The sequence below is a fragment of the Johnsonella ignava ATCC 51276 genome (assembly GCF_000235445.1).
In the GTDB taxonomy this organism is placed as follows: domain Bacteria; phylum Bacillota; class Clostridia; order Lachnospirales; family Lachnospiraceae; genus Johnsonella; species Johnsonella ignava.
On sequence record NZ_JH378833.1, the window covers coordinates 144,123 to 169,446 of the forward strand.

Here is a 25,324-nt window from a genome sequence, read left to right on the forward strand (position 1 = left end):
TCGGTTTTAAACTTATATTTTTTTAATTTTAAGAGGATTGTTTAAAGTATATTTCAAATTCAGTGAAATGTCCTTCCTCACTTTTAACTTTTATATTAAAACCGTGTTCTGCAAGTATCTCTTTTGTAATTGCAAGCCCCAGTCCGCTTCCTCCCAGCTTCTTTGACCTAGAGCTGTCAACACAGTAAAACGGCTCAAATATCTTTTCAAGGTTCTCTTTTGATATTCCGCTGCCATAATCCTTTACAATAACAGAATCTGTATTTATAGATATATCTATATCTCCGTTTTCGTCAGAATATCTGATCGCATTATGGATTATATTAAATATCGCCTGCTTCATAAGTACATTATCCGCATTTATATGTAAATTTTTGTCAGCACATTTTATATGTATCTTTATATTTTTATTTTTAATCTCATTATCAAGATTAAGTATTATCATTTGTATATTTTCATATAAGTTAAATTTTGTAATATTAAGGTTTTCACCGCTGCTTAACAGCCTGAGCCCCTGTACTATTGAAGCCATAGCCTCAGTCTGCCTGCCTACTATATCAGTAAAACTTCTATAATCTTCATATGAAGGATTTTCATCCATATTTAAAACCTCAAGATTCGCTCTTATAGCAGCTACCGGTGTCTTTAATTCATGTGCCGCATTTCTTGAAAATCTCCGCTGTTTTTCATAGGATTCTTTTATGTTTACAAGCATGTAATTAAATGCCGTCTGGAGATCCCCGACTTCATCAAGGCTCTCAACCACCTGTATCTGCTGATCAAGCTGATTTATATCAAGGTGTTTTATTATCCTGCTTAATTTTTGAAGCGGCTTAAGTGCCTTTCCGCTTACCCACCATATAAGCAGAGTACCTGCAATTACCAGAAATGCCATCATAAGCGTGCTTGTGAGCCTGAACATATCCTGCCCTTTCTTAAGAGCTCTCTGCAAATCAAGGTCTACAGGTATATGCTCAGAATCACCTTCGCCTTGTGTGATTTCAGAATATGCCGATTCATCAATTATAAATATAGTCTCTACATTCTGTATCGTAAATACAAGTGATATAACAGATATAAAAATAAATACCGAAGCGGTAAGGAAGGTTATTTTAGTCCTTATAGAGAATCTGTTCCACAATTTATCTAAAATTCCGGAGCATAATTTTCTCCTGCCGTTATTTTTATTTAATTTGTCAGTATCCATAAAATCAGCCTTTTTAATTTCTTATTTTAAATTTTTATTACCGCCGCATCCGGGACAGCCCGCACATGCCGCCGGACTGCAACCGCCTTTTGCAGCCGCCTTTTTATCCTGTAAGTCCTTATTTTTTTCTTCATTTATTTCAAAACCTGCAAATGAAACCGTGATCGCACCGTGTCCACAGGCGGCTTTACATGCACCACATCTTATGCACTCAAGCGAATTTATATCCTTTCTGACTTTTATATCCATCTTGCATGCCTTTTCACATAAACCGCAACCTACACATTTATCCTGATTAAGGTGCATTCTGTAAAAACCTACTTTATTAAAAAATGAATATAATGCTCCTAGAGGACATATATACTTGCAAAAAGGTCTGTAAGTAAATATAGATAAAAGTATTACTGTAATAAGTATTCCCATCTTCCAGAAAAATAAAAATCCTATTGTATTCCTTAATCCCGGATTTGTTGATACAAGCGGTATCGCACCTTCAAGTGCACCTGCCGGGCATATATACTTACAAAAATAAGGAGGTGCCATACCGAACTGATTTGTTAAAACCAGAGGAAATATAATTACAAATAGTGCAAGTATAACATACTTTAAATACCTGAGTATCTTATCCAAAAATTGAGGTATTTTAAATTTCTTTACGGGAATTTTATAAAGCAGATCCTGAAAAAATCCAAAGGGGCACATAAAGCCGCATATAAGTCTTCCAAATACTGCTCCGAAAAATATTATAATTCCCGCAACATAGTATGACATGCTGAATTTTCTTCCTCCTATAACCGCCTGAAGAGAACCTATAGGACATGAACCGACTGCCCCGGGACATGAATAACAGTTTAATCCCGGTACACATGCCGCCTTTGTAGGTCCTGTATATATCTTTCCCTTAAAAAAACCCGGCAGATTTGCATTGGTGGCAAGTGAGCATAATGCCTGTATAATATTTCTTTTCCTTTCCTGTTTAAAACCTCTTGAGTTTTTTATGTTTTTCATATTACAAATATTGTTTCCGTATAATATAAATATTTTTAAACATATATCATACGGCATTTTCCCCTTTCTATAATATCTATTATATAAATTTATATATACACATTTTGCAGCATATATTTTGTATTGTTCCGTGTTTATATTATATCTTAAGCCTAAGTAAACGATGATTTAATCATCATTTTGCTAAATATTAACACATTTATGGTAAAGACAGTGTTAAGAAAAAATCTCCCCGGTTAAAGGGAGATTTTCTTAACATGTCTGATATTTATAGGTATATATCTGAATTTATAATTTTTATAATACCTATATTAAATTTAAATTCTTTATTTTTTTCTGAAACCTTTTAAGTACTCTTTATGTTCAGAACTTATTCTATAACTTTCAACAGCCTTCTGTATAGTTTTTTTCTTAACATCTTCATCAATCATATCCTGCTCAATCAGTTTTACGGTTTCATCATACTGCTTATAAAGTGCTGTGGCAAAATACCATGCCTGCATCATCTTTATATAATATTCATCGGACTTTATATCTGCAACCGTTACAAGCTGTTCTTTTTTAAAATCCGTATCCAGAAAAAACGACATAAGCATACCTATGGCAAAGCGTACTGTGTAAGTATGCTTTGAAGCCAGCCACACGGATATATGCTTCATAAGCTCCTTTTTATCCTTTGACAGAATCTTAGGAGAGATAATATCACATACCGCCCAGTTATCAACATAAGGCAGAAATTTATAAAGCTCATTTATACATTCGTCAAAATCCGCAGAAGCCGAGATTATAATGGCGTCCAGGCTGTTTTCTTCAAAATATTCATGAGGCAGAACATTTAAAAAATCCCTGCAGCAGGCAGATTTCATGATCTTTACAGAAAGCTTCCTAAGTTCAGGTGTCCTGACACCTATCATTTTCATGCCTTTAATGCCGGGTATAAGCTTTAAGTTAAAGTCTCTGTACTTTATATTCTGTAACTCTTTAAGCCGTATTTTAATATCAAATATATCCATATTTTCCTTATAATATATAAATTTTAAATTCTGACTTATAATAAATTATTTACGAGATTTATTCATCCCATAAGACTATCTGTTTAGCACTCCGGCTTTTAGGCACATCTATAAGCCTCTGGTTTGAGCTTCCACGAAATCTTAAGCTTACATCATAAAGCTCCATCTCAAATTTGCCGTCAACCATAACATCTATAAGACTAAGTATCTCATCACTTATATCCGTATATGCCTTTCCGCCTTCTAAAAAATCAATATCATATGTAAAACCGCTGTAACACCATATATCCTTTTTAGGAAATCTTTTTTTAAATTTTCTCAAAAGTTCAAGCACCGCAGGCTGGTTTGCAGGCTCCATAGGCTCACCTCCTAAAAGTGAAAGCCCTTTTATATAATCAGGTGTTATTGATTCAAGTATAGCTTCAATTACACTGTCGGTAAATTCCGAGCCAAAATTAAAATCCCATGCAGCTTCATTAAAACAGCCCTTGCATCTATGAGTACAGCCTGAAACAAAAAGGCTTGTTCTTATGCCTGCACCGTTTGCTATATCATAGTATTTTATATTTGCATATTTCATCGCTTTAAATACTTCACGGTTTATAAATGCATAACCCTGTCTTTTATCTCCTGTGTTCTGCCCTGATTCCAAAATTGTGTGCCTATATATCCGCATGTACGCCTTGCAACATTAAGCTTCGTCTGATCCTTGTTTTTGCACCTCGGGCATATCCAGATCAGCTTTCCGTCAAGGTCATCTATATGCATCTCTCCGTCATATCCACATTCCTGACAATAATCGGACTTGGTGTTAAGCTCGGCATACATTATATTATCATATATGAATTCAAGCATACTCATAACCGCATCTATATTACCCTGCATATTCGGTACTTCAACATAGCTTATAGCTCCGCCCGGTGAAAGTTTCTGAAACTCACTTTCAAATTTTAATTTTGTAAATGCATCTATCTTCTCAGTTACATGAACATGATAACTGTTTGTTATATAGCTCTTATCAGTGATGCCCTCTATCACTCCGAATCTTTTTTGCAGACATTTGGCAAACTTATATGTAGTTGACTCAAGCGGAGTGCCATAGGGCGAATAATCTATATTTTCAGCTTTTTTCCATTCATTGCATTTATCATTCATCTTCTGCATCACACTGAGTGCAAAGGGCTTTGCCATATCATCGGTATGGCTCCTGCCTGTCATATACTTTACACATTCATATAGCCCGGCATATCCCAGACTTATAGTGGAATATCCTCCGAACAAAAGCTTATCTATATTTTCACCCTTTTTAAGTCTTGCAAGTGCACCATACTGCCAAAGTATAGGAGCTACATCGGAAGGAGTGCCTAAAAGTCTCTCATGTCTGGCTCTAAGTGCTTTATGACACAATTCAAGTCTTTCTTCAAATATCTGCCAAAATCTTTTTATATCGCCATCACTTGAGAGAGCGACATCTACAAGATTTATAGTTACAACCCCCTGGTTAAAACGACCGTAATATTTAGGCTTTCCGTTTTCATCAACATATGGTGTAAGGAATGAACGGCAGCCCATACAGGTATAACAGTTTCCGTTACCGTTTTTATCAATTTTATACTCAAGCATCTTTTTTTCGGATATATAATCAGGAACCAGACGCTTTGCAGTACACTGTGCTGCAAGCCTTGTAAGGTGATAGTATTTTGTACCTGGCTTTACATTATCTTCTTCAAGGACATATATAAGCTTCGGAAATGCGGGAGTTATCCATATACCCTGCTCATTCTTTACTCCTTTATGTCTTTGACGTATCATTTCCTCAATTATCAATGCAAGATCCTCTTTTTCCCGTTCATTTTTAGCCTCATTTAAATACATAAATACAGTTATAAACGGTGCCTGACCGTTTGTGGTCATAAGTGTAACCACCTGGTATTGTATAGTCTGTACACCTTTGTTTATCTCACTTCTAAGCCTTCTCTCGACTATGTTTTCCTTCTGTTCATCTGAAACATTAAGTCCATACAGCTCCGCTTCAAGCTCCGACTCTATTTTTTTGCGGCTTACATCAACAAACGGGGCAAGATGTGAAAGAGATATGCTCTGACCTCCATACTGGCTTGAAGCTACCTGTGCTATTATCTGTGTTGCTATATTGCAGGCAGTTGAAAAACTGTGAGGTTTTTCAATAAATGTACCTGAAATCACAGTTCCGTTTTGAAGCATATCCTCAAGATCTACAAGATCACAATTGTGCATATGCTGAGCAAAATAGTCGGCATCATGAAAATGCAGTATGCCGTTTTTATGTGCTTCAACTATATCCGGAGACAGCAAAATCCTTTCTGTAAGGTCTTTTGAGACCTCTCCTGCCATATAATCCCTCTGAACACTGCTTACAGTGGGATTTTTATTGGAATTTTCCTGTTTTACCTCCTCGTTATCACACTCTATAAGTGAAAGTATTTTTTCATCAGTTGTATTTGTTCTTCTTTTAAGATTCTGTACATATCTGTAGGTTATGTATTTTCTTGCAACTTCAAATGCTTTCTGCTCCATGATCTGATTTTCAACCATATCCTGGATTTCTTCAACTCCTACTGCCCGTCTCATGCTCATGCAGTTTTTTTCAACATTTGATGCTATAAGTTCAATCTGGTCTGATGTAAGCCTTTGATCAACTTCAACAACGGCATTTGCCTTTCCTACCGCAGCAGTGATCTTGACTATATCAAACTCAACCTCAGAACCGTTTCTCTTAATGATTTTCATTATAAACAACCCTCCTGTTAAACAGCATACTGTAAACAGAGCTGTTATATATTCTATAAAAATAATATATTAAACATCATATAATAGCATATCAAACAGCATATTATTTATGATGATAACAAAACAGGATTATTATAACCTCTATATAATGTATGGTCAAGGGTGTTAATAATACAACATATAGGGATTTTTATTGTTTTTCTAATTATATTCATTATTATATTCATTACAAACAGCTTAAAAAAGCCTTCAGTAAAACCTATGTACAAACTCCTATTACACCAAATACGATTAACCTCTTGTATAATCATACTTAAAAGGAATATATTCAAAATACGGCAGATATAATACTTAGATATACACATAATAAAAGACACATTAATTACTTTTATCCATGTACTCTTGAGCATATACTGCATCCGGTAGGCGTTACTGCAAGACCGCCCTCCGCAGTCTCTTTAAGTGTGGTACTCATATTATCACCTACCCTTTTAAGTGCCTGTACAGTTTCATCTGTCGGTATTATCGACTTTATGCCTGCAAGTGCAAGCTGTGCTGCCATATAGGCAGTTGCAACTCCTGAGGCATTTCTTTTTATACATGGAGCTTCAACAAGTCCTGCAACCGGATCACATACAAGTCCAAGTACATTTTTAATTACAAAAGCCACTGCATTAACACACATTTCAGGTGTTCCGCCAAGCAGTTCACATACAGCCGCAGCTGCCATTGCGCTTGCAGTACCGCATTCCGCCTGACAACCGCCCTCAGCTCCTGATACACTTGCCTTTTTGGCAACAACCATACCTACAAATGATGCCGTAAACATACTTTTAACCACTTCATCTTCATCTATATCATGACTAAGACTCAAACCTATAAGTGCTCCCGGAAGTATACCACAGCTTCCGGCAGTAGGACATGCCACTATCTTACCCATTGAGGCATTATGCTCGTTTACAGCCATGGCTATGGCAATCGCTCTGGTAAATGAATCGCCGCAAACCGAAGCTCCTCCTATCGAGTTATAAAGCTTTCTGGCATCACCTCCGCTTATACCGCTTACCGATTTTACTCCCTCCTTAAGTCCCTCATTCATAGAATCAAGCATTATATGATATCTTTCACGCATCTTTTCAATTATTTCGCTTCTTGAAAGTTTCATCTCTATACATTGATCCTCTATAACAATCTCACAGATCATCTTATTTTCCTTTTTCGCAATTTCTAAAAGCTCACTAAAGGATTCGTATGTTAAACTCATGGTAATATCTCCTCTTAAAACTAAATCGGCAATCTCTTCCGGTTTAGTTTAAAGCCGGTCAAGTACCTCTACACCTGTTACATGGTCCAGCTTTTTAATATGTTCTATATTCTCTTTTTCAGGCATTGAGTCCATACCTATGGTCATAAGTGCATCACCGCCCTTTTTTTTCCTTGAAAGCATAAAATTACATATATTTACACTGCTTTTATACAGTTCATCAGTAACCCTGGCTATTACTCCGGGATAATCTATATGCCTTACCACTATGGTAGGTATTTCAAATGAAAGCTCAACATCATAATCATCAAGTTTTGTAACTTTTATACTGCCTCCCCCTATTGAAGCACCCTCAAGTGTAAAACTGTTGCCCTCATCATCGCTTAAGCTTATCCTTGCGGTATTCGGATGACCTCCGGGTACATCTATATCTTCAAAAAAAAATTTAAGCCCTGCCGCCTTTGCATATTCAAAGCTTTCTCTAATTCTTACATCATCAGGCGGCATGCCGAGTATACCTGCTATAAGAGCTTTATCGGTACCATGCCCCCTGCCTGTTTTTGCAAAACTGCCGTAAAGTCCTATTTTTGCAGTTTTAGGTTCTTTTGCAAAAACCGTCCTTGCAACATTTCCAAGCCTTGCCGCTCCGGCAGTATGGCTGCTTGAAGGTCCTATCATTACAGGTCCGATTACATCAAAAACATTCATACAATTACACCATATTTAAATACAGTCAGCAAAGGTTTATAACCTCTTTTGCTCTGCTTTTAAATCACTTCTCCGTTATAATAAATATATGCTGCAAATAAGCAGCAGTTTTTAATTACACAATTTATATTTTAACACCTTTAAGAACAACTATACTTCTGGCTTTCACCCGATAGCCCCTCTGATTGCCAATATCTTTTTCACTGCCTTCCTGATAAAATCCGTTTATATCATGCCTGTCGGTATCTATACACAGATGCCACCTATAACCTTTTTCAGGCTTAGGCAGAGCAAAATCATGTGCTTCCCAGTGCATATTGTACATCACATAAAAAGTATCGTCAAAACTTCCGTCCGCATTTTTTGCATACTGCCCGAAATACAGTATTCCCAGCTGACGACTGTAATTATCAAAATCAGGCTGCCATGCTTTTACTCCATGATATGATACATCAGGCATTCCAAGTGCCGCATTGTCCAGATTTGCAGGTTCCTTGCAGGCATGAAATACCCTGTGTTTTTTTCTGAAATTTATAATAAATTGAAACCATTCAAGTATATGTGAGTTTGAATTTATAAGTTTCCAGTTAAGCCATGATATCCTGTTATCCTGACAGTAGGTATTGTTATTACCGCCTTTGCTCTGACCAAGCTCATCACCTTGAGCAATCACAGGAGTCCCCTGACTTAAAAATACAAGCAGAGAAGCATTTCTAAGCTGCTTAGCCCTTAGCCTGTTTACCGTTTTTTTTGAGGTACTGCCTTCACAACCGCAATTCCATGAATAATTATAGTCTGTTCCGTCTTTATTATTCTCAAGATTGGCTTCATTATGTTTTATATCATAGCTTAACATATCAACTAATGAAAAGCCCTTTATATCCGCTATATAATTAAGCTGTGCAGCATACTGCGGATTATTTTTAGTATGATACACAAGGCTGTTTATCATTCCCTCATCACCTTTAAGAAAACGTCTCATATCATTTTGAAATGAATCATTAAAAGAAGCAAGCCTCTTAAGCCTGCCGTCATCTGAACCGTCTTTAAAGTTATAATAACCCCTGTATGTATTATCCCAATTTTCATATATTAATTTTATACCCGAAAGTGCAGCTTCTTTTGCAAGCTCTGCGGCATATACATTTCCAAGTATATGGAAGCCGTCAAGTCTGTATTCATAAGCCCAGTATATAAGTACATCCCTCACATATGAATAACCGGTTCCCTCTTTAAAATAAAATTCTGCAATGACCTCAATACCTGCATTATGCAGGCTCTTTACCATATGCTTAAATTCATTCGGCGGATTTCTGCGTTTTTTCATACTGAAGCTTGCCTTAGGTGCAAAATGCAGTGTATCGGCATAACCCCAATAGTTTATCATATGATTTTTTACAGTTTTTTCATCATTTACCACTTTTTTGGTTGTGTTTAATATATCGGCATTATATCCCATACCTGAAAATATATCATGTCTTATATTTAACGGCATAAGTTCTTCAAATTCCTGACAGGGCATTATATCAAGTGTAGTAATCCCAAGCGATTTGATATAAGGAATTTTTTCAACTACACCACTGAAAGTACCTGAATATATGGTTTTTGATGAAGCTGATTTTGTAAATCCTCTTATATGCAGCCTGTATACTATACTTTCACTCCACGGGATATAAAGACGACCCCCGCCCTCGCCCCAGTCAAAGCATGTGGTTATAAAAGGACTTCGCCTTATATTTTTATAATGTGCGGCTTTTCCCCATGTATCCCTTCCTGAAAAACTTTTCCCGTACGGGTCTGCAAACCTGCCGTTCTCATCCTCAAATGCGTACTCCATATTTTCAAGTTCTTTTACATCATCTATATAAAGACTTAAAAACCATATATCTCCAAGACATTTATTTTTATCAAAGTTAAATGTATATACTTCTTTTTCCACATTTCTTTCAAATACAAGCAATTTCAGCATATTACATTTATGTGCCACACTTATCTCAATATATTCACTCCCTACATTTAATCCCATGTTGTAAGGCAAATATACAACATTTCTGATCTTAAAATTCATTTAAATTACCTGACAGTTTTATTTATTATGAATGCACTTTATAGTTGTACTGCAATAAATCACAAAGAGCAGGACACCTCATTATGCCACAGCCTATAATCCGGCTTTTAAATATTTCTAAAAAATATAAGCTTAAATATCAATTTCAAGCTCCACCGGACAGTGGTCCGAGCCCATTATATCTGTATGTATCCGTGCCTGTTTTATACAGTTTTTCAGTGAATCAGATACCATGAAATAATCAATACGCCAACCTATATTCTTTGACCTGGCACCTCCCATATATGACCACCATGAATAAACCCCCTCAAGGTCAGGATAAAGATATCTGAATGAATCCGTAAAGCCCGATGCCTGTACTACAGCCATCTTCTGTCTTTCTTCATCAGTAAAACCTGCATTCTTACGGTTTGTCTTAGGATTTTTAAGATCTATATCTGCAAAAGCTACATTGAGATCCCCACAGTATATAAGAGGCTTTTTTTGTGAAAGATTTTTTATATAGTCTAAAAATGCATCCTCCCAATCCATTCTGTATTCAAGTCTTGTAAGCTGCCTCTGTGAATTTGGAGTATAGCATGTAAGCATATAATAGTTTTCAAATTCGGCAGTTATTATCCTGCCCTCATTATCATGTTCTTCAATACCCATACCGTAAGTTACTTTGACAGGTTTATCCTTTGTAAACATGGCAACTCCGGAATATCCCTTCTTTTGTGCATAATTCCAATAATCATAGTAACCCGGCAGATCAAGTTCAAGCTGACCTTCTGAAACCTTTGACTCCTGTATACAGAATATATCTGCATCCATATTCTTAAAAACGTCAAGGAAACCTTTTTCAATACATGCCCTTATCCCGTTTACATTCCATGATATCATTTTTTTCATAAATACAAGTTCCTTTCACGAATTTAAACCCAATAAAGATTTTAACTTCAGATTCAAATTTAAAAATCCGAATTCAGCACTATATTATCTATAAAGCTTCATATTGTATTTTTTAAAACTTCAGACTATATTTTTTCAAAAATCAGTATGAATCATACGGATTATATTTAATCAAAAACTAAACCTCTATATAAAAATATCAATCATCATCAGCTTCACTTTCAGATACCGTGAAAGTAAATCTCTTTCTTGCCATCTCATCAGAATCAAGATATTCATCATAGGTACTAATCTTGTCAACCAGCTTTCCGCCTATTATCTCCATAATACGATTTGCGGTGGTTTGTACCACCTGATGATCCCTTGATGAAAATATAAGTACACCCGGAAATTTAATAAGCCCGTTATTAAGTGCAGTTATAGCTTCCATATCAAGATGGTCGGTAGGCTCATCAAGCATAAGAACATTGGAACCGCTTATCATCATTCTTGAAAGCAGACATCTTACCTTTTCACCTCCTGAAAGCACCTTTACTTTCTTTAATCCGTCATCTCCTGCAAAAAGCATTCTGCCTAAAAATCCCCTTACATAGGTTACATCCTTATTTTCAGAAAACTGTGTAAGCCATTCAACTATAGTCTCATCTCCTGAAAAAATCTTTGAATTATCCTTGGGGAAATAAGCCTGTGTTGTTGTCAGACCCCATTTATATGAGCCCTCATCAGGTTCAATCTCACCTGAGAGTATTTTAAATAAAAGCGTTTTTGCCTTTTCATTCGGACCTACAAGTGCAACTTTATCTTCTCTGTTAAGCACGAAACTTATATTATCAAGTACCTTTTCACCGTCAACGGTTTTTGAAATTCCTTCAACGGTAAGCACCTCATTTCCTATCTCCCTTGACGGACGAAAATCTATATACGGATATTTTCTTGATGAGGGTTTTATATCATCAAGCTCTATTTTTTCAAGCGCTCTTTTTCTTGAAGTCGCCTGCTTTGATTTTGAAGCATTGGCAGAAAATCTTTGTATAAATTCCTGAAGTTCTTTGATCTTCTCTTCCTTTTTGCGGTTAGCCTCTTTCATCTGCTTAACCATAAGCTGGCTTGATTCATACCAAAAATCATAGTTTCCGGTATAAAGTTGTATCTTCCCGTAATCTATGTCTGCAATCATAGTACATACTTTATTTAAGAAATATCTGTCATGTGATACTACAATAACTGTATTTTCAAAATTTATCAAAAATTCCTCAAGCCATGCTATAGCATCAAGATCAAGATGGTTTGTAGGCTCATCCAGAAGCAGTATGTCGGGATTTCCGAAAAGTGCTCTTGCAAGAAGTACCTTGACCTTTAATGCTCCGTTTAAATCTTTCATAAGACCGGAATGATACTCTGTATCAACCCCAAGGCCGTTTAAAAGATTTGCCGCATCGGATTCCGCTTCCCAGCCGTTCATAGCCGCAAATTCCCCTTCAAGCTCAGCCGCCTTTATACCGTCCTCATCACTAAAATCAGGCTTTGCATAGATCGCATCCTTTTCCTTCATTATCTCATAGAGGCGTTTATTACCCATCATTACTGTATCAAGTACAGGATATTCATCATATTTGAAATGATCCTGTTCCAAAAATGACAATCTCTGTCCCGGAGTTATAGCTATATCACCGTTTGTTGACTCAAGCCTGCCTGCAAGTATCTTTAAAAATGTGGACTTGCCCGCACCGTTGGCTCCTATAAGACCGTAGCAGTTACCTTCGGTAAATTTTATATTTACATCTTCAAATAAAGCTTTTTTCCCAAGCCTTAATGTAATGCCGTTTGCACTTATCATGTGTTTCTCCTGTTATTTTGTATTTGTTTTAGCTTTTCATTTTGCTTTTTTCCCGGTTTTTTATTTTATTTCAACTTTATTTTATTATTAAAGCTCAATATTATGATACAAGTGTCAAAAGTATAAAATTCGATGCAAGCTTGCTTGCAGGAGAATTTATTATATTCCGGCACTTACATCATATTATATTATTGTACAGTAAAAAGGGGACATTTCTGCCCCCGTTGTACATGGTCTATGCTATTGTATCCTAAAATTTGTAATTTGCAAAGTACTTTTTAAATTTGTATTTTTTATTTTTATCCGGTTTATATTTATCAGTCTCTATCTTTTTTAAGACCTTTATTAAGCTTTTGAACTCTTGACTTCCATACAAAGTACTGTACTATCCAGATTATTAAAAATGCAACAACAAACGGACCTGTATACATTAAAAATCCCTTTAAGCTACGCTGCATCCAACCCATAATATATGCTGCAGGCAGCATTATTACTGCCGCTCCGACAAAGTAAACAAAGCTTTGCTTTGCTATACTCCATGAATCCGTCTCCCATGCAAGAGAAAGTGCCGCAAACGCCGCCCCCATAAATCCGCATACAATTGTTTGTACAATTACAGCTGACAACTCACTGCCCATAGCTTCCGCCAGCCTCTGAGTAACACTGTAATAAGACCCTTTTCCTATAATCACTGAAATAATAATTGTAATCACATATCCTATACTTATGCCTATAGGAAAACCTATTAATGCTCTTTGTATAATATTTTTTTTCATTTTCCTCACCTCATATTCCTAAAACTTGCTTGATTTTGGCTACATATCGCCTTGAAACATAGGTAGTTGCACCATTTGTCAGCATAACGCATATTATGCCTGAAAAGCTGAGATCAAAGCCCTTAACTTTTTTTAAATTGATAATTTCTGAATTTGAAATCCGTACAAAGCTGCTTTTATCAAGTCTTTCTTCAAGCTCATACAGACGCAGGCGAATTACATATTTTCCTTGCTTTGTTGCGGCAATTACTTTTCCCGAATCTGTAAATATATGAACTATGTCATCTTCATCCAGTATTTCCACAAAATCATCTTTAAATCCCACAAGCATCCGCGGCGTTTCCTGTGAAATTTTTCTAATCAGAGCCTTTATATCCTGTGTTATCTTACTGCATATCAAAATAACCTCAGGCTCTTTGCATGAACTGTCAAGTTTAAGTTCAATCTTCATCTTTTACCTCCTCCCTATGGTTTATAGTATATGGATTTTAAATTTGTTTTCAACCGTTTTCCTCTACATGGTCGTATTTCACTCTTAACCGGTATTTAATTTTTTATAATAAAAAATAAGGGAGCAAAATCCCAGCCCCCATTTGTATTTATAACAATTCAATAAGTTTACTTTATAGCACTAACTCCCGCTGCAGTAACATAATCTCCGTAAGCTTATTCATTATTTTATACTTTATACTCCTGCGAATCAGTCAAAAGTCTTTCGATAGTCATCAAATAAACAATAAAACTTTTCAAGTGCTTCTTCCTTATTTTCAGATTTAAACTCTAAAATTTTAAGCCAGCTGACATTTTCTTTAATATTATAAACCTGCCTTACAAAATTTGTAAAATTATGAGTCAAACCCTCAAACGGATGTTCTTTAGCTATGCCATGTATTATTAACTCCGCTTTTATAAAACCTTTTATAAAAAAATACATACGTTCGACATCCTTGGTTCCAAGCCACATTCCGGGCCTTTCCCGCATATTTTCTATATGTGAACAAAGCAGATCGGGCTTTATCCCTTTTTCCTGCTTAGCATAGGATACGGCACCATTATCCTCCATAGAAAATATCTCTTTATTATTCTCGTTTATAAAAGAATCAAGTTCATAGTAAAATCTTTTAAAAGCTGATTTATCATCTGCCGTTATCCATCTTAAGGCGGTTATCCATTGTATAGTTTCTAAAGCAATATTATGTCTTTTTTTAACAAAATCGCTGAACTCTTTACCGACAATATCGTCATTTATCTTATATACCGCTTCAGCCGCTGAAAATCCGATAATATAAGAAACCAATCTTTCAAGATCCGCTTCACCCTCCATATATTCTAAAGGATTTGCTTTTATTTCGTATAATTCTTTTACTAACATACTGTTCATAACTGTATTCTCCTAAAATTATATTTCACTTTATAACACTTTCTGGTCTATTATCATCTGCTACTTTTTCCGAAATGTCATATCTCAAACTTTTATTTGATATGCTAAGTTTATTCTTTATTGATAGCATAGTATCAATATTGTCGCTTTTTATCAATGCTAATCTTTTAAAAATTTATACAATTTCATTTATATTCACTAAATTTATGCTGACTTATTGCAAATTAATCCTTAAAATATACTCAAAATAAAGAAAGATTTTACTACTTTAATATCAAAATTTAAATATTAAAAAATCACTATATAAAAAGAACTCCTGTTTTTAACTGCAATAAATTTAAACAAGAGTTCTTTTATATAATACAAAATTATTAAAATTTATTTTAATACAATTTTAAATCTGAAATTATTTCCTAAATGCGCCATAGCTTTTACCTGTATGCAGACCGCCTCTATAGCTGGCAAGCTCAGTTACCGTAACAAGCTGATATCCTCTTTTTACAAGCTCCGGAATTATAGTTTCAGAAGCATCCGCTGTAGGACCGTATATATCATGCATAAGAATTACATCTCCGTCCTTTACATGATTAAGCACCGCATTTATTGTGCTGCTTGCATTCTTAGTCTTCCAATCAAGAGTATCTATAGACCAAAGTATCGCCGGTTTACCTATTGTATTAAGCACGGAAGCATTTTTTGCCCCGTAAGGAGGTCTTACAAGTGAAGGCGAGGTGCCTGTAACCTCTATGACCTTTTGGTCGGTACTTGATATTGTACTTTTTATAGCCTCAGCTGAAAGCTTTGTAAGATTTTCATGCTTATATGTATGGTTTCCTATCTCACAGCCCATATCAAATGCCCGCTTCATAATTGTAGCATTTCTTCCATGTACATTGCTGCCTACAACAAAAAATGTCGCTCTGCCTCCGACTGCTTCAAGAGCATTTAATATTCTGTTGGTTACAGGAGCATTTGGACCGTCATCATATGTAAGTGCCACCATAGGTCTGTTTGGATCTATATTTCTTCCCGACTGATTTTGAGGAGCGGCATTATTTTGAATCTCTTCAGGAACTCCGCCGTCTTTCGGCATAATCGCCACCCTTACGGCATCTATATGTGTTCCCACTCCGTCAGTGCCTGCAGTCTCACCGTTTTTTACCCAATCCGTCCAGGTTCCTGATTGATAAACCCTTGTATATATATCATATTTTGCTTCAAGTTCACCGTTCAGCCTTACCTTTAATGCCTCAATAGGGGCTCCGCTTCCGGGAAAGCCTGTTTCCGCACCTGCCTCAGCCCATTCAAGCCATCCGCTTCCGCTTGAATTTATCTGATACTGCACAGTTCCCGACATTCCTTCAGGCTGCTTTTCAAGACTTATCTTTATTGCAGTAGGAAATACATTTTTATATGAAAGCACATGATTATCACTAATCCAGTTGCTCCAACCTATTGTATTATCAAAATGCCCGCTGTAAACGGCACCGAAGCCGTCCACCTGTGCCTGTACGTCTGTACCGTAAGTACAGGAACATGTAGCAAGTCCCAGTAAAAATATAATTGAAAGTCCAACTATCCTCAATAAGTTTTCCTTTAAAACTCCTAACAAATTTCTTTTTATGATATAGTACATATCATTTCACCTTTCTAAAATATAATAACTTTTATGTCGGATATTACCGAAACATATATCGTGAGTATATAATAGCATAAACAAATAATAAAGAATAGACTCTATATCATTACTATATCTTACATTACTCTTACAAAACCGAGGCCCGTTAATTTAGACAAATATTTTATATAAGCACTCTCACATAGTTTGAAGCTTCAAAAGAAAAGCATATAATAACTCTTTCATCACACATTCTTATCCAAATAAATTTATCAATCCTATTGACAATATCATAATATTGATATATCATAATTATATACTATATTTATTTTATAATATACTACTTTTATAGATTATAAATATAGAACCTTAATCCAAAAATAAGAAAGGCGGTTATACAATGTCATTATCACACGGTATTTTAGGCTTTTTATCCTATGGAAATATGACCGGCTATGATCTTGCAAAAGTATTCAATTCATCAGTCAATTTTTTCTGGTGTGCACAAAACAGCCATATATATCTTGAATTAAATAAACTTGAAAAGCAAGGTTATGTAAGTTGTGAACATATAATACAAAGCGATAAGCCGAATAAAAAACTTTATCATATAACTGAAAGCGGAAAAGAAGAATTTTTAAATTGGCTTTCAAAGGATTCATCAGAGACTGTTGAAAAAAATAAAAATGCATTTTTACTTAAGTTGTTTTTCTCAGGGGAAATGAAGCCTGAGGAAAGTATAAAAATCCTTAAAAAGTTTATAGATGACTGTCAAAAGTATTCTGACAGAATGTCATCAATACCTGAAAATATATCTAAAAACAGAGATGGTATTGAAGATTATAAGATATTATATTGGGAAATGACGGCAGACTTCGGATACAGCTATATAAACTTATGTATAGAATGGGCAAAAAGATGTATACAGAAATTAGAGGTATATAAATGAAAGATGTTTTAACTGCAAATAATTTACATGCTAATACAAAAGCTGCTGATAATACCGGATTAAATCCTGCTTTAAAAGTCCTTTTACTAAACGGAAGCCCCAAGGTTGAAAAAAGCAATTCACTGCATCTTGCAAAGGCATTTTGTAATGGCATAAAAGAAACCTGTAAAGCCGACATCACTCAGCTTGATGTATACAGGTTGAATATAAAAGACTGTCTGGGCTGTTTCCACTGCTGGAGCAAAACTCCCGGTATATGCTGCATACATGACGATATGGAATATGTACTGGCAAAAATACTTGAGTCCGATATTATAATATGGAGCTTTCCGCTTTATTATTTCGGTATACCTTCAAAACTCAAGGCACTTATGGACAGACAACTGCCGCTCAATCTTCCGTTTATGGAAAAGGATTCTCCAAGCGGAGCCCATCCTCACCGCTATGATATGTCGTCAAAAAAATATGTTTTTACATCAACCTGCGGTTTCTTCACTGCACAGGGCAATTACCTTGCTGTAGATGAACAGATAAATCATATGTGCGGGCAAAATACCTTTACCTCAATATACTGCGGTCAGGGCGAACTTTTTAATGTGCCTCAGCTAAAAAAAAGAACTGATGAATACCTGTCCTATGTACAAAAAGCAGGTATGGAATTTATTACATATACAGCCATAAGTACATCTACAAGAAAAAAGCTTGATGAGCTTCTTCTTCCCAGACAAATGTATGAAAGCATGGCTGATGCCAGCTGGGGGATAGATAAAGGCAATATTAATGCAAAATCATTTACCGGTGCCTCGCCGATTTCAGCTCTAAAAGGCACAAGCCCGGAGCATGTAACTTCGACATCAGGCTCAGACACAAATACAGATAAAAAAAGCTTAAATCAAAATATTAAACCTGCTAAAAGCCGGTCCGAACACTCCGGTAAAGGACTTATATTTACTAAACAAATGTCAGCATTATACAATCCCTCATCATGGACTAAGGATATGGTACTTGAATTTAACTATACGGATATAAATGAAAAATATCAGATACTTTTAAAAAATAACGGATATAAGGTGATTGACAGTGATTTTGTAAAAGCAGATACTATAATCGAAACTCCGCTTGATGTATGGCAAAAAATAGGACTCGGCGAACTTGACGGACAAGAGGCGCTTATGCAGCATCTTTTTAGCGTAAAAGGTGATTTTTCAGTTATGATGAACTGGGATAAATATTTCGGCATAGGAACTGATGAAGGTAAAAAACCTGATAAATACAGCGAATCAAAAGCTTCAAATATGAATCTGCTGCTCATTCCATGGATTTTTATATGGATATTCTTATCAATAAATCCTTATGCAGGCGGTATTTCAGGTATCCTTTTATGTTCCGTTATCCCCTTTGCATATATAAAATACAGGGGAACTCTATTTGAATATATAAGTATATTCTCAGTTTCCGCACTCTGTATTATGGCAATTACAGGAAAACCTCTGATTTATATAATCCCCCTTTCTTATATGATTTTTGGAATTATATGGACTGCCAGCACATTTAATAAAATCCCGCTCACCGCATATTATTCAAATAATGATTTTGGAGGTATAAAAGCCTTTAAAAATCCCCTCTTTATAAAAACAAACAGGATACTTACAGCCGCATGGGGAATTTTATATCTTATAACACCCATATGGACCTATTTCCTTATTTTATCGGGTATAGGAGCATGGATAGGAGCGTTAAATTCAATACTCCCGGTATTTATGGGATTTTTTACAAACTGGTTCAAAAACTGGTATCCGGCTTACTACGCTTCAAAGGGATAGACATGGCTGTTTTATAATATTATACTGTATAGCTGCTATTTCTTAAATAAGATGTGTATGGACGGCACTGCAATTTTTACATAGGATTTCACAAAACTGCTTTTTCAAAATAGACTGAAATTTCTAAAAATTCTAATTGGCTTAATAGATTAAAGCCTAAGACTAAATCCTATAAAAAAACTCCTAAATTCGGATATTTCCGGTTTAGGAGTTTTTTAAATTCAAAAATTGTTAAAGTTGCTGAATATAAATATAAAATCAGTATAAAGCTTAATCATTTTCCCTAAGTAAAAGCGCCGGTTCTGCAGAAGACATCTTAATAAGTGAAAATAAAGAAGCAATAGGACCTAAAAGCGTACCGGCAAGTATTGCAGCAGCGGCAAGTATGAGCATCGGAGCAATACCGGGTTGTAAAAAAGGCATTTTAAGACTGTCGCCTACCGCCGGTGAAAACAGCAGTGCACATACAAGTCCGAATACAGTTCCAATCAAAGCCCCTGTAATATTAATAATAAATACCTCAGACAAAACTATATTTCTAAGCTTTAATTTTGTAGAACCAAGTATTCTAAGCATAGCAAACTCCCTCTTTCTCTCCTTAAGAGACACAGAATATACCAGAATAAGCACACAAAAAGCCAGCAGCCATAAAAGTGCCATAAGCACATATACATATACCAGCATGCCTTCCATATTTTTTGAAACCTCCGACATCATCTGTTTTGAAAGTATAGGGTATATACCGTCATTTTTAAACTCGGCTCTCAGGTTTTTAAGTACCTTTTCAGGATCTTCTCCTCTTTTTACCCTTACCATAACGGAAGATATCATATTCTCATCGCCTGCATCGGGGGTCTGAATCAGCTTCTCAAATTCAACGGCAAGTTCCTTTGCCTGTTCTATACTCATAAACACGGTATTGTCAAATCCCATACCTGTCTTTGCAAGCCTGCCTTTTATCTTAAAAGGTCTGCTGAAAAATTTAACCTCTTCATGTATAGTTCCCTCTACATTGCTGCCGACTATTACCTCTCCGTCCTTCAAAGGCAGCTGAGCCTGTTTTTCAAGCCATGGAACTACCGTAAAATCTCTGTCGAAGTCAATTCCTATTATCTGTATCGGAAAAGAACAGCAGCTTGCACTTAAAGTTGCAAGAAACAGCTGCGGAGCCGCTTTTTCAACTCCCTCCGTCTTTTCTACTCTTTCCTCAACACTTTTATCAAAAAAGAATGAATTCGGCTCACCTCTCAATATAGCTCCTGTAACCTTGCTGTCATAGCCTTCAGGAACCACTATTATATCTGCACCCATCCGATCCGAAAGCGAGCTTATGCCCCTTTTAAGAGAATAAATCATAAAGCTCCCGAAAAACAGTATAAAGCACAATATACCTGTAAGTGCCATAAGTCCATAAGAGCGTGCCGGTTTATTTTTTATGTTTCTTTTTGCAAGCCCGAATGTTCCAAGATTATCCACTTATAATAAAACCTTCCTTCAAATAAAACTTTTCTTATTTAGCATCCTTAAGTGCGGCATTTACAGCTTCCTTAAATGAAGCATAGGATTTTGTGGCACCGCTTATTGAGTCTACTCCGTCTATATTTTGAGCTTCTTTAAGTTTCTGAGGATATAACTTCGTATTTTTAACGGATTCCTGTGCCTTATTATAAAGCCCTTCCTGTCCGGCATCTTTTCCGTAGTTTTCATCCTTTTCCTTACCTTCTTTATCAAGATTTTGAACGGTTACTTCATCTATCTTTCCGTCTTTTACAGTGATTTTTACAGTGATTTTTCCGCCATAGTCGTCAACCGAACTTTCACCGCTGTACTCTCCGTCCTTATAAGTAAGCGCCTTTGCACCGTCTCCGCCGCTTTGTGCAGTTGTTTCTGCCGAATTACCTCCGCATGCGGTAGTTGATACGGCAAATACTGCCGCTATAATAAACAAACTTATCTTTTTCATAGATAATAATCCTCCTTTAAATATTTTTAAAATTATTTTCACAACAGATTATAACACACATTTACCTTAAGTAAATATTTTATTAACATTTACTATATGTCTTACCTAATTTTAAACTGAAAACACTTAATCAGTTTTTATTTAAATTATATATGCCATATCCTTCTATCAGGCTGTCATTATCCATTATAAAAGGATGTGCCGTCTTCTGATCCCATTCAACATCATACTTATACATAAGATATTCAGCCACCTGACTTTTATCATCAAATTTTAATACCTGATAAGGTTCCTGAAAAGCAAGTTTTTCTATAAATAACAGTTTATTGTCTTTACCCGGCACTAAAACCCCTACATGCCCTATAAAAAGAGTTTGCTTATCATCAAGATCCGAATTAAACACTACTGAAATCATTCTCGCTTTTGAACTTTCATCAAAGCTTACCCCTCTTTTCCGCCACTCCTTTTTAAATGCCTCAACATGAACATCTGTATCCATACTTTTAGTTGTAGGCATTTCATCAAAAACCGACTTAAAAAACTTCATCTGTTCATCATCAAATAAACTTTCAGGTGCATTTTTAACTGCCGATATATCAAATGTTAAAAAATCACTTTCAGTGTCTGAATTTCCATCTGACGAAGAATTCTTTATTTTAATTAAATCCTTAAGCAGAGTAAATGTCGTTATACGACAGTTACAACCTATAAAATCAGGATTTTTTTCAGCCCATTTCTGCTGTATCGCAATCTGGTCATACTCCGGCGAAAGTTTTTCTGAGGAAATAAATCCCTTCTGTACAAGACTCTCCGTATCAACGTTTGAATTAAAGTAATTTACACTGTCAAAAAACTTTTTTATCGCATTTTCATCTATACCTGAATCTACCAGAGCAGCTTTTACCTCTTCCTGACTTTCCGTGTCAAGAAGATTTGAATAGGTAAGGCTTTTTAAGGTTCCCTTGTCCTTATTATAGGCTCCTGTTTCAGACTTACTTTCAGGCAAACCGGAAGAACCTTCTGATACTGATACTGATTGATCACTCTGTGTGCTTTGATTTGACCGGCTATATGCACTTTTACCACTTTCATCATGCGGTGCAGTATTTTTATCTGCTGCTGTACACCCCGATATAAGTACGGAAGCGGATATTACAGACAACATATACATAACATTCAGTTTTAACACTTTCAATTTCTCCTTGTAATTTTAATATATCATTTACAGGTATTTATAATATTACAACCCTATAAGCTGTGTCAATAGTTGCAGCTTTTTATAAATACAACTTTATAGCATTAGTTATAGAATTAAGAAAAACATTTAATCACTATTTAGTGAAAGATGTTTTTCTACATTCTTTTTTTGTTTTGAAATGAGTGATTGAAAAAATCAGTCAAAAAGAAGCCTTAAACACTTGCCACCGTTTTATAGCGGATTTTAATAAAACACAAAATATAAAATATGATTGCAAAAACAAATATTTAACTTGATTAAATGACCAAATGCGGAAAAAGTTATATAATAGGGCAAAGAAGAAATTAGAATTTATGGAGGTCAATTAGTTGAGATATGTACTTTTATTGCGTGGCATAAATGTGGGTGGCAAAAATAAGGTATCTATGAGTGATTTAAAAGAATTATTGTTAAATGCGGGATTTGAAGATGTTGATTCTTATATTAACAGTGGAAATTTATTTTTCAGCAGTGTTCAAAACTGTGAAATTTGTAGCTCACAGATAAGATATTTATTAGAAGCTAACTACGACTTTTCTATCCCTTTTGCTTTAATCACCAAAGAAGATTATTTGAAAGAAAGAGCCAAATTGCCTGACTGGTGGAAGCGAGAGCTGGCAAGAAGAGATGTTTTATTTTTTTCGTTTAACCTGGATAAATCAAATATTCTTGACTTTATAGATAAAACTACATTTCACAATGAAATAGTGTATGTCGGCAAGCACGCAGTATTTTGGGGGAAGTATGATGAGTCAGAATACCTGAAAACGACCTACCATAAAAAATTAATGAAGCAGGATTTTTATAAGAAAATTACAATTAGAAACGGGAATACATTTGAAAAGATAGCAGAGATTCTTGAAAATGAAAAATAAAACAGAATCTGATGCTTTATCGCAGAAAATTTAGACACAAGGTTTGGTACTAAATCAAGGAGCATATATTACTTACCCATATATGATATTTACGAAAATTGGAGCATATTAACCGGCAAGGCAGTCTTAAATCCCCTAAATACAAAAATTAAGACTGCCTTTTATTTATAAGTTATTGATAATAATGAACCTGAATTATTCACCACAGTAGATTTGGCTTAAAAAGCCTAAAAAATAATTGTTTTATAAAGCTATCTCGTTCGTAAGTTGGAAAATTACCAGAAAAAAGGGTGCACTATCCCTATGCATCAAAAATAGTCATTTAATATTGAATTATCAAGGCTCATAAGTTACTACTATTCCAACTGTGGCGGTAGTTTCCTAATATTTGAAATCGTTTCATAGAATTCTTTCTTATAGGGGCAACTGCTACACAATTTGAGTACTATATATCTTGCCTTATTTACTACTTTTGCAGCTACTTTTAGCAACTTTAAGCGAATGGTATTGACTTGCTGCTTTCTCATATTTGCAGAGAGTACCAATCGCCTAAACCAATTAAACAGGTTGTATGCAAGAACATGTACCTGTAAACGATTTGCGTTGACTACCTTGGTACGACTGCTTACTGAAGAAAAATCAAACCCTGATTTTCCTTCTTTTATGAAGTTCTCCATCTTGCCACGCCCACAATAAAATTGAATTACTTTGTGTGGTTCTGATTCCATTGTAGTGACAATAAAAGTATATAGGTGAATAAACTGATTATAGGGTTTTTCTACTTTAAAAACAACTCTCCTTGGATGCGACCAACTTTCTGCCTGATAATAGAACTCACCGTATTCCACCATATAATCCGTTTGATTTTCACGGGCTGCTCTAAATAACACTGCATCAGCATCTGCAACGTATTTTATCAATGTTCGGTTTTGCTTCAAGCGGATTGCATACTTACAGTCGTTATCTTCGCAAGCTTTGTATAAATCAGGAGAAGCAAAACCACTATCACCACGAAGATAAAGAGGGAGCGATGGATATTTTGCACGGTATTCCTGTAACAGTGGAATCATGAGTTTGTCAGCATCATTACTACAATACTGTGTACCGTTACGAAGTTCAGCCTTTAAAAGGTCACCTGTAATTCCGTCATAGCAAAGTAGCGGATGATAACCTTGAGCCTGATAATGAAAGTTAAAACCTTCGCCTTCCTGCTTGCCGTAAGTATTAAGCAGTGTAGAATCAAGGTCAAACAACATGTGCTCCGGCGCCTTAATAGAATAGACAATATCTCGCATTTTTGCATTTATAGAATCAAGCTGTGTAAGAGTGTCGTTGTCCATTCTATTCCAAAAACGAGATAGTGTAGGTTGAGAAGCCAAGGCCTCTTTTTCCAAAATAGATGTTAATACCGGATCATTAGTCAGTTCATCTGCACAATCATCCTCAAAATAGGCTGCTATAATTTGGTAAAGCATCTGCATAAGGTTATCAGGATCTGTATGAATACGGCTTTTTGTATGGTCATTGGTTTTGAAGAGCTTTTTCACAAGCTTTATAAGACCTACCTTTGCAGCGAATTCTTTGATGAGGAGTAGCCCTCCATCAGAAGAGAGATTTCCACCGTTAAAATTTATTTTAATTTTCTTGTTGCTTTCAAGTGAAATAGTGTTTAAAATTGACATAAGAGGACTTCCTTTCCTTGGCATTGTTTTGATTTGACACCTTAATTTTACCAAGAAAGAGGTCCTTTTTCTATTCACTTTTTAGGTGAAAGTAAGAAAGTTTTGTAAATTCAGTAATTATGCGGATTTCAGCCGCAGATATGGCTCTGCTATGAATAATTTAGGATAAATATCATCGTTTTCTCTATTCAGAGCTAAAGAAATTTGAAGGAAAGCTACAGGAGAAAACAGCATAAGAAAAAATGCAAAAGCAAA

General features: G+C 35.4%; 21 protein-coding genes. 3 read left to right on the forward strand and 18 right to left on the reverse strand.

Annotated features, from left to right (window positions below; translation table 11 throughout):
• Positions 1–28: 28 nt before the first annotated feature.
• The 14 genes from HMPREF9333_RS07820 to HMPREF9333_RS07885 form a co-directional block, all read right to left on the reverse strand.
• Positions 29–1,207, reverse strand: coding sequence for a sensor histidine kinase (locus HMPREF9333_RS07820; protein ID WP_005541203.1), 1,179 nt, complete (start codon positions 1,205–1,207; stop codon positions 29–31).
• Between the two features lie 21 nt (positions 1,208–1,228).
• Positions 1,229–2,215, reverse strand: a complete 987-nt coding sequence (locus HMPREF9333_RS07825; protein WP_083816612.1) for a 4Fe-4S binding protein — start codon at positions 2,213–2,215, stop codon at positions 1,229–1,231.
• A 326-nt stretch (positions 2,216–2,541) separates the two neighbouring features.
• On the reverse strand, positions 2,542–3,228 hold the full coding sequence (locus HMPREF9333_RS07830; protein WP_005541205.1) for a DNA alkylation repair protein: 687 nt from the start codon (positions 3,226–3,228) through the stop codon (positions 2,542–2,544).
• Positions 3,229–3,286: 58 nt separating this feature from the next.
• Positions 3,287–3,808, reverse strand: coding sequence for an anaerobic ribonucleoside-triphosphate reductase activating protein (gene nrdG, locus HMPREF9333_RS07835; protein WP_005541207.1), 522 nt, complete (start codon positions 3,806–3,808; stop codon positions 3,287–3,289).
• Positions 3,809–3,828: 20 nt separating this feature from the next.
• Positions 3,829–5,997 carry an anaerobic ribonucleoside-triphosphate reductase gene (gene nrdD, locus HMPREF9333_RS07840; RefSeq protein WP_005541209.1) on the reverse strand — a complete coding sequence of 723 codons (2,169 nt, stop codon included), beginning with the start codon at positions 5,995–5,997 and terminating at the stop codon, positions 3,829–3,831.
• A 388-nt stretch (positions 5,998–6,385) separates the two neighbouring features.
• Positions 6,386–7,267, reverse strand: a complete 882-nt coding sequence (sdaAA, locus tag HMPREF9333_RS07845; RefSeq protein WP_408611224.1) for an L-serine ammonia-lyase, iron-sulfur-dependent, subunit alpha — start codon at positions 7,265–7,267, stop codon at positions 6,386–6,388.
• 42 nt (positions 7,268–7,309) lie between these two features.
• Positions 7,310–7,969, reverse strand: coding sequence for an L-serine ammonia-lyase, iron-sulfur-dependent subunit beta (sdaAB, locus tag HMPREF9333_RS07850; protein ID WP_005541213.1), 660 nt, complete (start codon positions 7,967–7,969; stop codon positions 7,310–7,312).
• A 124-nt stretch (positions 7,970–8,093) separates the two neighbouring features.
• Positions 8,094–10,037, reverse strand: coding sequence for a hypothetical protein (locus HMPREF9333_RS07855; RefSeq protein WP_005541215.1), 1,944 nt, complete (start codon positions 10,035–10,037; stop codon positions 8,094–8,096).
• A 132-nt stretch (positions 10,038–10,169) separates the two neighbouring features.
• On the reverse strand, positions 10,170–10,928 hold the full coding sequence (locus HMPREF9333_RS07860) for an exodeoxyribonuclease III (RefSeq protein WP_005541217.1): 759 nt from the start codon (positions 10,926–10,928) through the stop codon (positions 10,170–10,172).
• 199 nt (positions 10,929–11,127) lie between these two features.
• Positions 11,128–12,765: an ABC-F family ATP-binding cassette domain-containing protein gene (locus HMPREF9333_RS07865; protein WP_005541219.1), complete on the reverse strand. Its 1,638-nt coding sequence runs from the start codon at positions 12,763–12,765 to the stop codon at positions 11,128–11,130.
• Positions 12,766–13,082: 317 nt separating this feature from the next.
• Complete coding sequence (locus tag HMPREF9333_RS07870) at positions 13,083–13,541, reverse strand: DUF3021 domain-containing protein (RefSeq protein ID WP_005541221.1); 459 nt, start codon at positions 13,539–13,541, stop codon at positions 13,083–13,085.
• 10 nt (positions 13,542–13,551) lie between these two features.
• Complete coding sequence (locus HMPREF9333_RS07875; protein ID WP_005541223.1) at positions 13,552–13,992, reverse strand: LytTR family DNA-binding domain-containing protein; 441 nt, start codon at positions 13,990–13,992, stop codon at positions 13,552–13,554.
• 249 nt (positions 13,993–14,241) lie between these two features.
• Positions 14,242–14,922, reverse strand: a complete 681-nt coding sequence (locus tag HMPREF9333_RS07880) for a hypothetical protein (RefSeq protein WP_005541225.1) — start codon at positions 14,920–14,922, stop codon at positions 14,242–14,244.
• A 406-nt stretch (positions 14,923–15,328) separates the two neighbouring features.
• Positions 15,329–16,558 (reverse strand): polysaccharide deacetylase family protein, encoded by a 1,230-nt coding sequence (locus tag HMPREF9333_RS07885; protein WP_005541227.1) that lies wholly within the window; start codon positions 16,556–16,558, stop codon positions 15,329–15,331.
• A 382-nt stretch (positions 16,559–16,940) separates the two neighbouring features.
• Between HMPREF9333_RS07885 and HMPREF9333_RS07890 the strand changes: the two genes are divergently transcribed.
• Both HMPREF9333_RS07890 and HMPREF9333_RS07895 read left to right on the forward strand, forming a co-directional pair.
• Positions 16,941–17,489 (forward strand): PadR family transcriptional regulator, encoded by a 549-nt coding sequence (locus tag HMPREF9333_RS07890; protein WP_005541229.1) that lies wholly within the window; start codon positions 16,941–16,943, stop codon positions 17,487–17,489.
• Positions 17,486–19,312, forward strand: a complete 1,827-nt coding sequence (locus HMPREF9333_RS07895; protein ID WP_005541231.1) for an NAD(P)H-dependent oxidoreductase — start codon at positions 17,486–17,488, stop codon at positions 19,310–19,312. The genes HMPREF9333_RS07890 and HMPREF9333_RS07895 overlap by 4 nt, the downstream gene beginning before the upstream one ends.
• Positions 19,313–19,582: 270 nt before the next feature.
• On the opposite strand, the gene HMPREF9333_RS07900 is transcribed toward HMPREF9333_RS07895, so the two are convergent.
• From HMPREF9333_RS07900 to HMPREF9333_RS07910, 3 genes are all read right to left on the reverse strand, one after another.
• Positions 19,583–20,788, reverse strand: coding sequence for an ABC transporter permease (locus HMPREF9333_RS07900; RefSeq protein ID WP_005541232.1), 1,206 nt, complete (start codon positions 20,786–20,788; stop codon positions 19,583–19,585).
• Positions 20,789–20,822: 34 nt separating this feature from the next.
• On the reverse strand, positions 20,823–21,275 hold the full coding sequence (locus HMPREF9333_RS07905) for an FMN-binding protein (protein ID WP_005541233.1): 453 nt from the start codon (positions 21,273–21,275) through the stop codon (positions 20,823–20,825).
• 130 nt (positions 21,276–21,405) lie between these two features.
• On the reverse strand, positions 21,406–22,464 hold the full coding sequence (locus HMPREF9333_RS07910) for a DUF4300 family protein (RefSeq protein WP_156797310.1): 1,059 nt from the start codon (positions 22,462–22,464) through the stop codon (positions 21,406–21,408).
• A 377-nt stretch (positions 22,465–22,841) separates the two neighbouring features.
• Here HMPREF9333_RS07910 and HMPREF9333_RS07915 point away from each other — a divergent pair, with 377 nt between their 5' ends.
• Positions 22,842–23,387, forward strand: a complete 546-nt coding sequence (locus tag HMPREF9333_RS07915; RefSeq protein WP_005541235.1) for a DUF1697 domain-containing protein — start codon at positions 22,842–22,844, stop codon at positions 23,385–23,387.
• Between the two features lie 356 nt (positions 23,388–23,743).
• Here the strand turns inward: HMPREF9333_RS07915 and HMPREF9333_RS07920 are convergent, their stop codons facing one another.
• On the reverse strand, positions 23,744–25,069 hold the full coding sequence (locus tag HMPREF9333_RS07920; RefSeq protein WP_040882603.1) for an IS1380 family transposase: 1,326 nt from the start codon (positions 25,067–25,069) through the stop codon (positions 23,744–23,746).
• Positions 25,070–25,324: the final 255 nt, after the last annotated feature.

Excerpts from the sequence above, each read along its gene's own strand:
- HMPREF9333_RS07830 (WP_005541205.1), bottom strand. The coding sequence starts at position 3,228 with ATGGATATATTTGATATTAAAATACGGCTTAAAGAGTTACAGAATATA.
- sdaAB (WP_005541213.1), bottom strand. The coding sequence starts at position 7,969 with ATGAATGTTTTTGATGTAATCGGACCTGTAATGATAGGACCTTCAAGC.
- HMPREF9333_RS07880 (WP_005541225.1), bottom strand. The coding sequence starts at position 14,922 with ATGAACAGTATGTTAGTAAAAGAATTATACGAAATAAAAGCAAATCCT.
- HMPREF9333_RS07820 (WP_005541203.1), bottom strand. The coding sequence starts at position 1,207 with ATGGATACTGACAAATTAAATAAAAATAACGGCAGGAGAAAATTATGC.
- nrdD (WP_005541209.1), bottom strand. The coding sequence starts at position 5,997 with ATGAAAATCATTAAGAGAAACGGTTCTGAGGTTGAGTTTGATATAGTC.
- HMPREF9333_RS07905 (WP_005541233.1), bottom strand. The coding sequence starts at position 21,275 with ATGAAAAAGATAAGTTTGTTTATTATAGCGGCAGTATTTGCCGTATCA.
- HMPREF9333_RS07825 (WP_083816612.1), bottom strand. The coding sequence starts at position 2,215 with ATGAAAAACATAAAAAACTCAAGAGGTTTTAAACAGGAAAGGAAAAGA.
- HMPREF9333_RS07860 (WP_005541217.1), bottom strand. The coding sequence starts at position 10,928 with ATGAAAAAAATGATATCATGGAATGTAAACGGGATAAGGGCATGTATT.
- HMPREF9333_RS07875 (WP_005541223.1), bottom strand. The coding sequence starts at position 13,992 with ATGAAGATTGAACTTAAACTTGACAGTTCATGCAAAGAGCCTGAGGTT.
- HMPREF9333_RS07885 (WP_005541227.1), bottom strand. The coding sequence starts at position 16,558 with ATGTACTATATCATAAAAAGAAATTTGTTAGGAGTTTTAAAGGAAAAC.
- HMPREF9333_RS07855 (WP_005541215.1), bottom strand. The coding sequence starts at position 10,037 with ATGAATTTTAAGATCAGAAATGTTGTATATTTGCCTTACAACATGGGA.
- HMPREF9333_RS07870 (WP_005541221.1), bottom strand. The coding sequence starts at position 13,541 with ATGAAAAAAAATATTATACAAAGAGCATTAATAGGTTTTCCTATAGGC.
- HMPREF9333_RS07920 (WP_040882603.1), bottom strand. The coding sequence starts at position 25,069 with ATGTCAATTTTAAACACTATTTCACTTGAAAGCAACAAGAAAATTAAA.
- HMPREF9333_RS07890 (WP_005541229.1), top strand. The coding sequence starts at position 16,941 with ATGTCATTATCACACGGTATTTTAGGCTTTTTATCCTATGGAAATATG.
- HMPREF9333_RS07895 (WP_005541231.1), top strand. The coding sequence starts at position 17,486 with ATGAAAGATGTTTTAACTGCAAATAATTTACATGCTAATACAAAAGCT.
- nrdG (WP_005541207.1), bottom strand. The coding sequence starts at position 3,808 with ATGAAATATGCAAATATAAAATACTATGATATAGCAAACGGTGCAGGC.
- HMPREF9333_RS07865 (WP_005541219.1), bottom strand. The coding sequence starts at position 12,765 with ATGATAAGTGCAAACGGCATTACATTAAGGCTTGGGAAAAAAGCTTTA.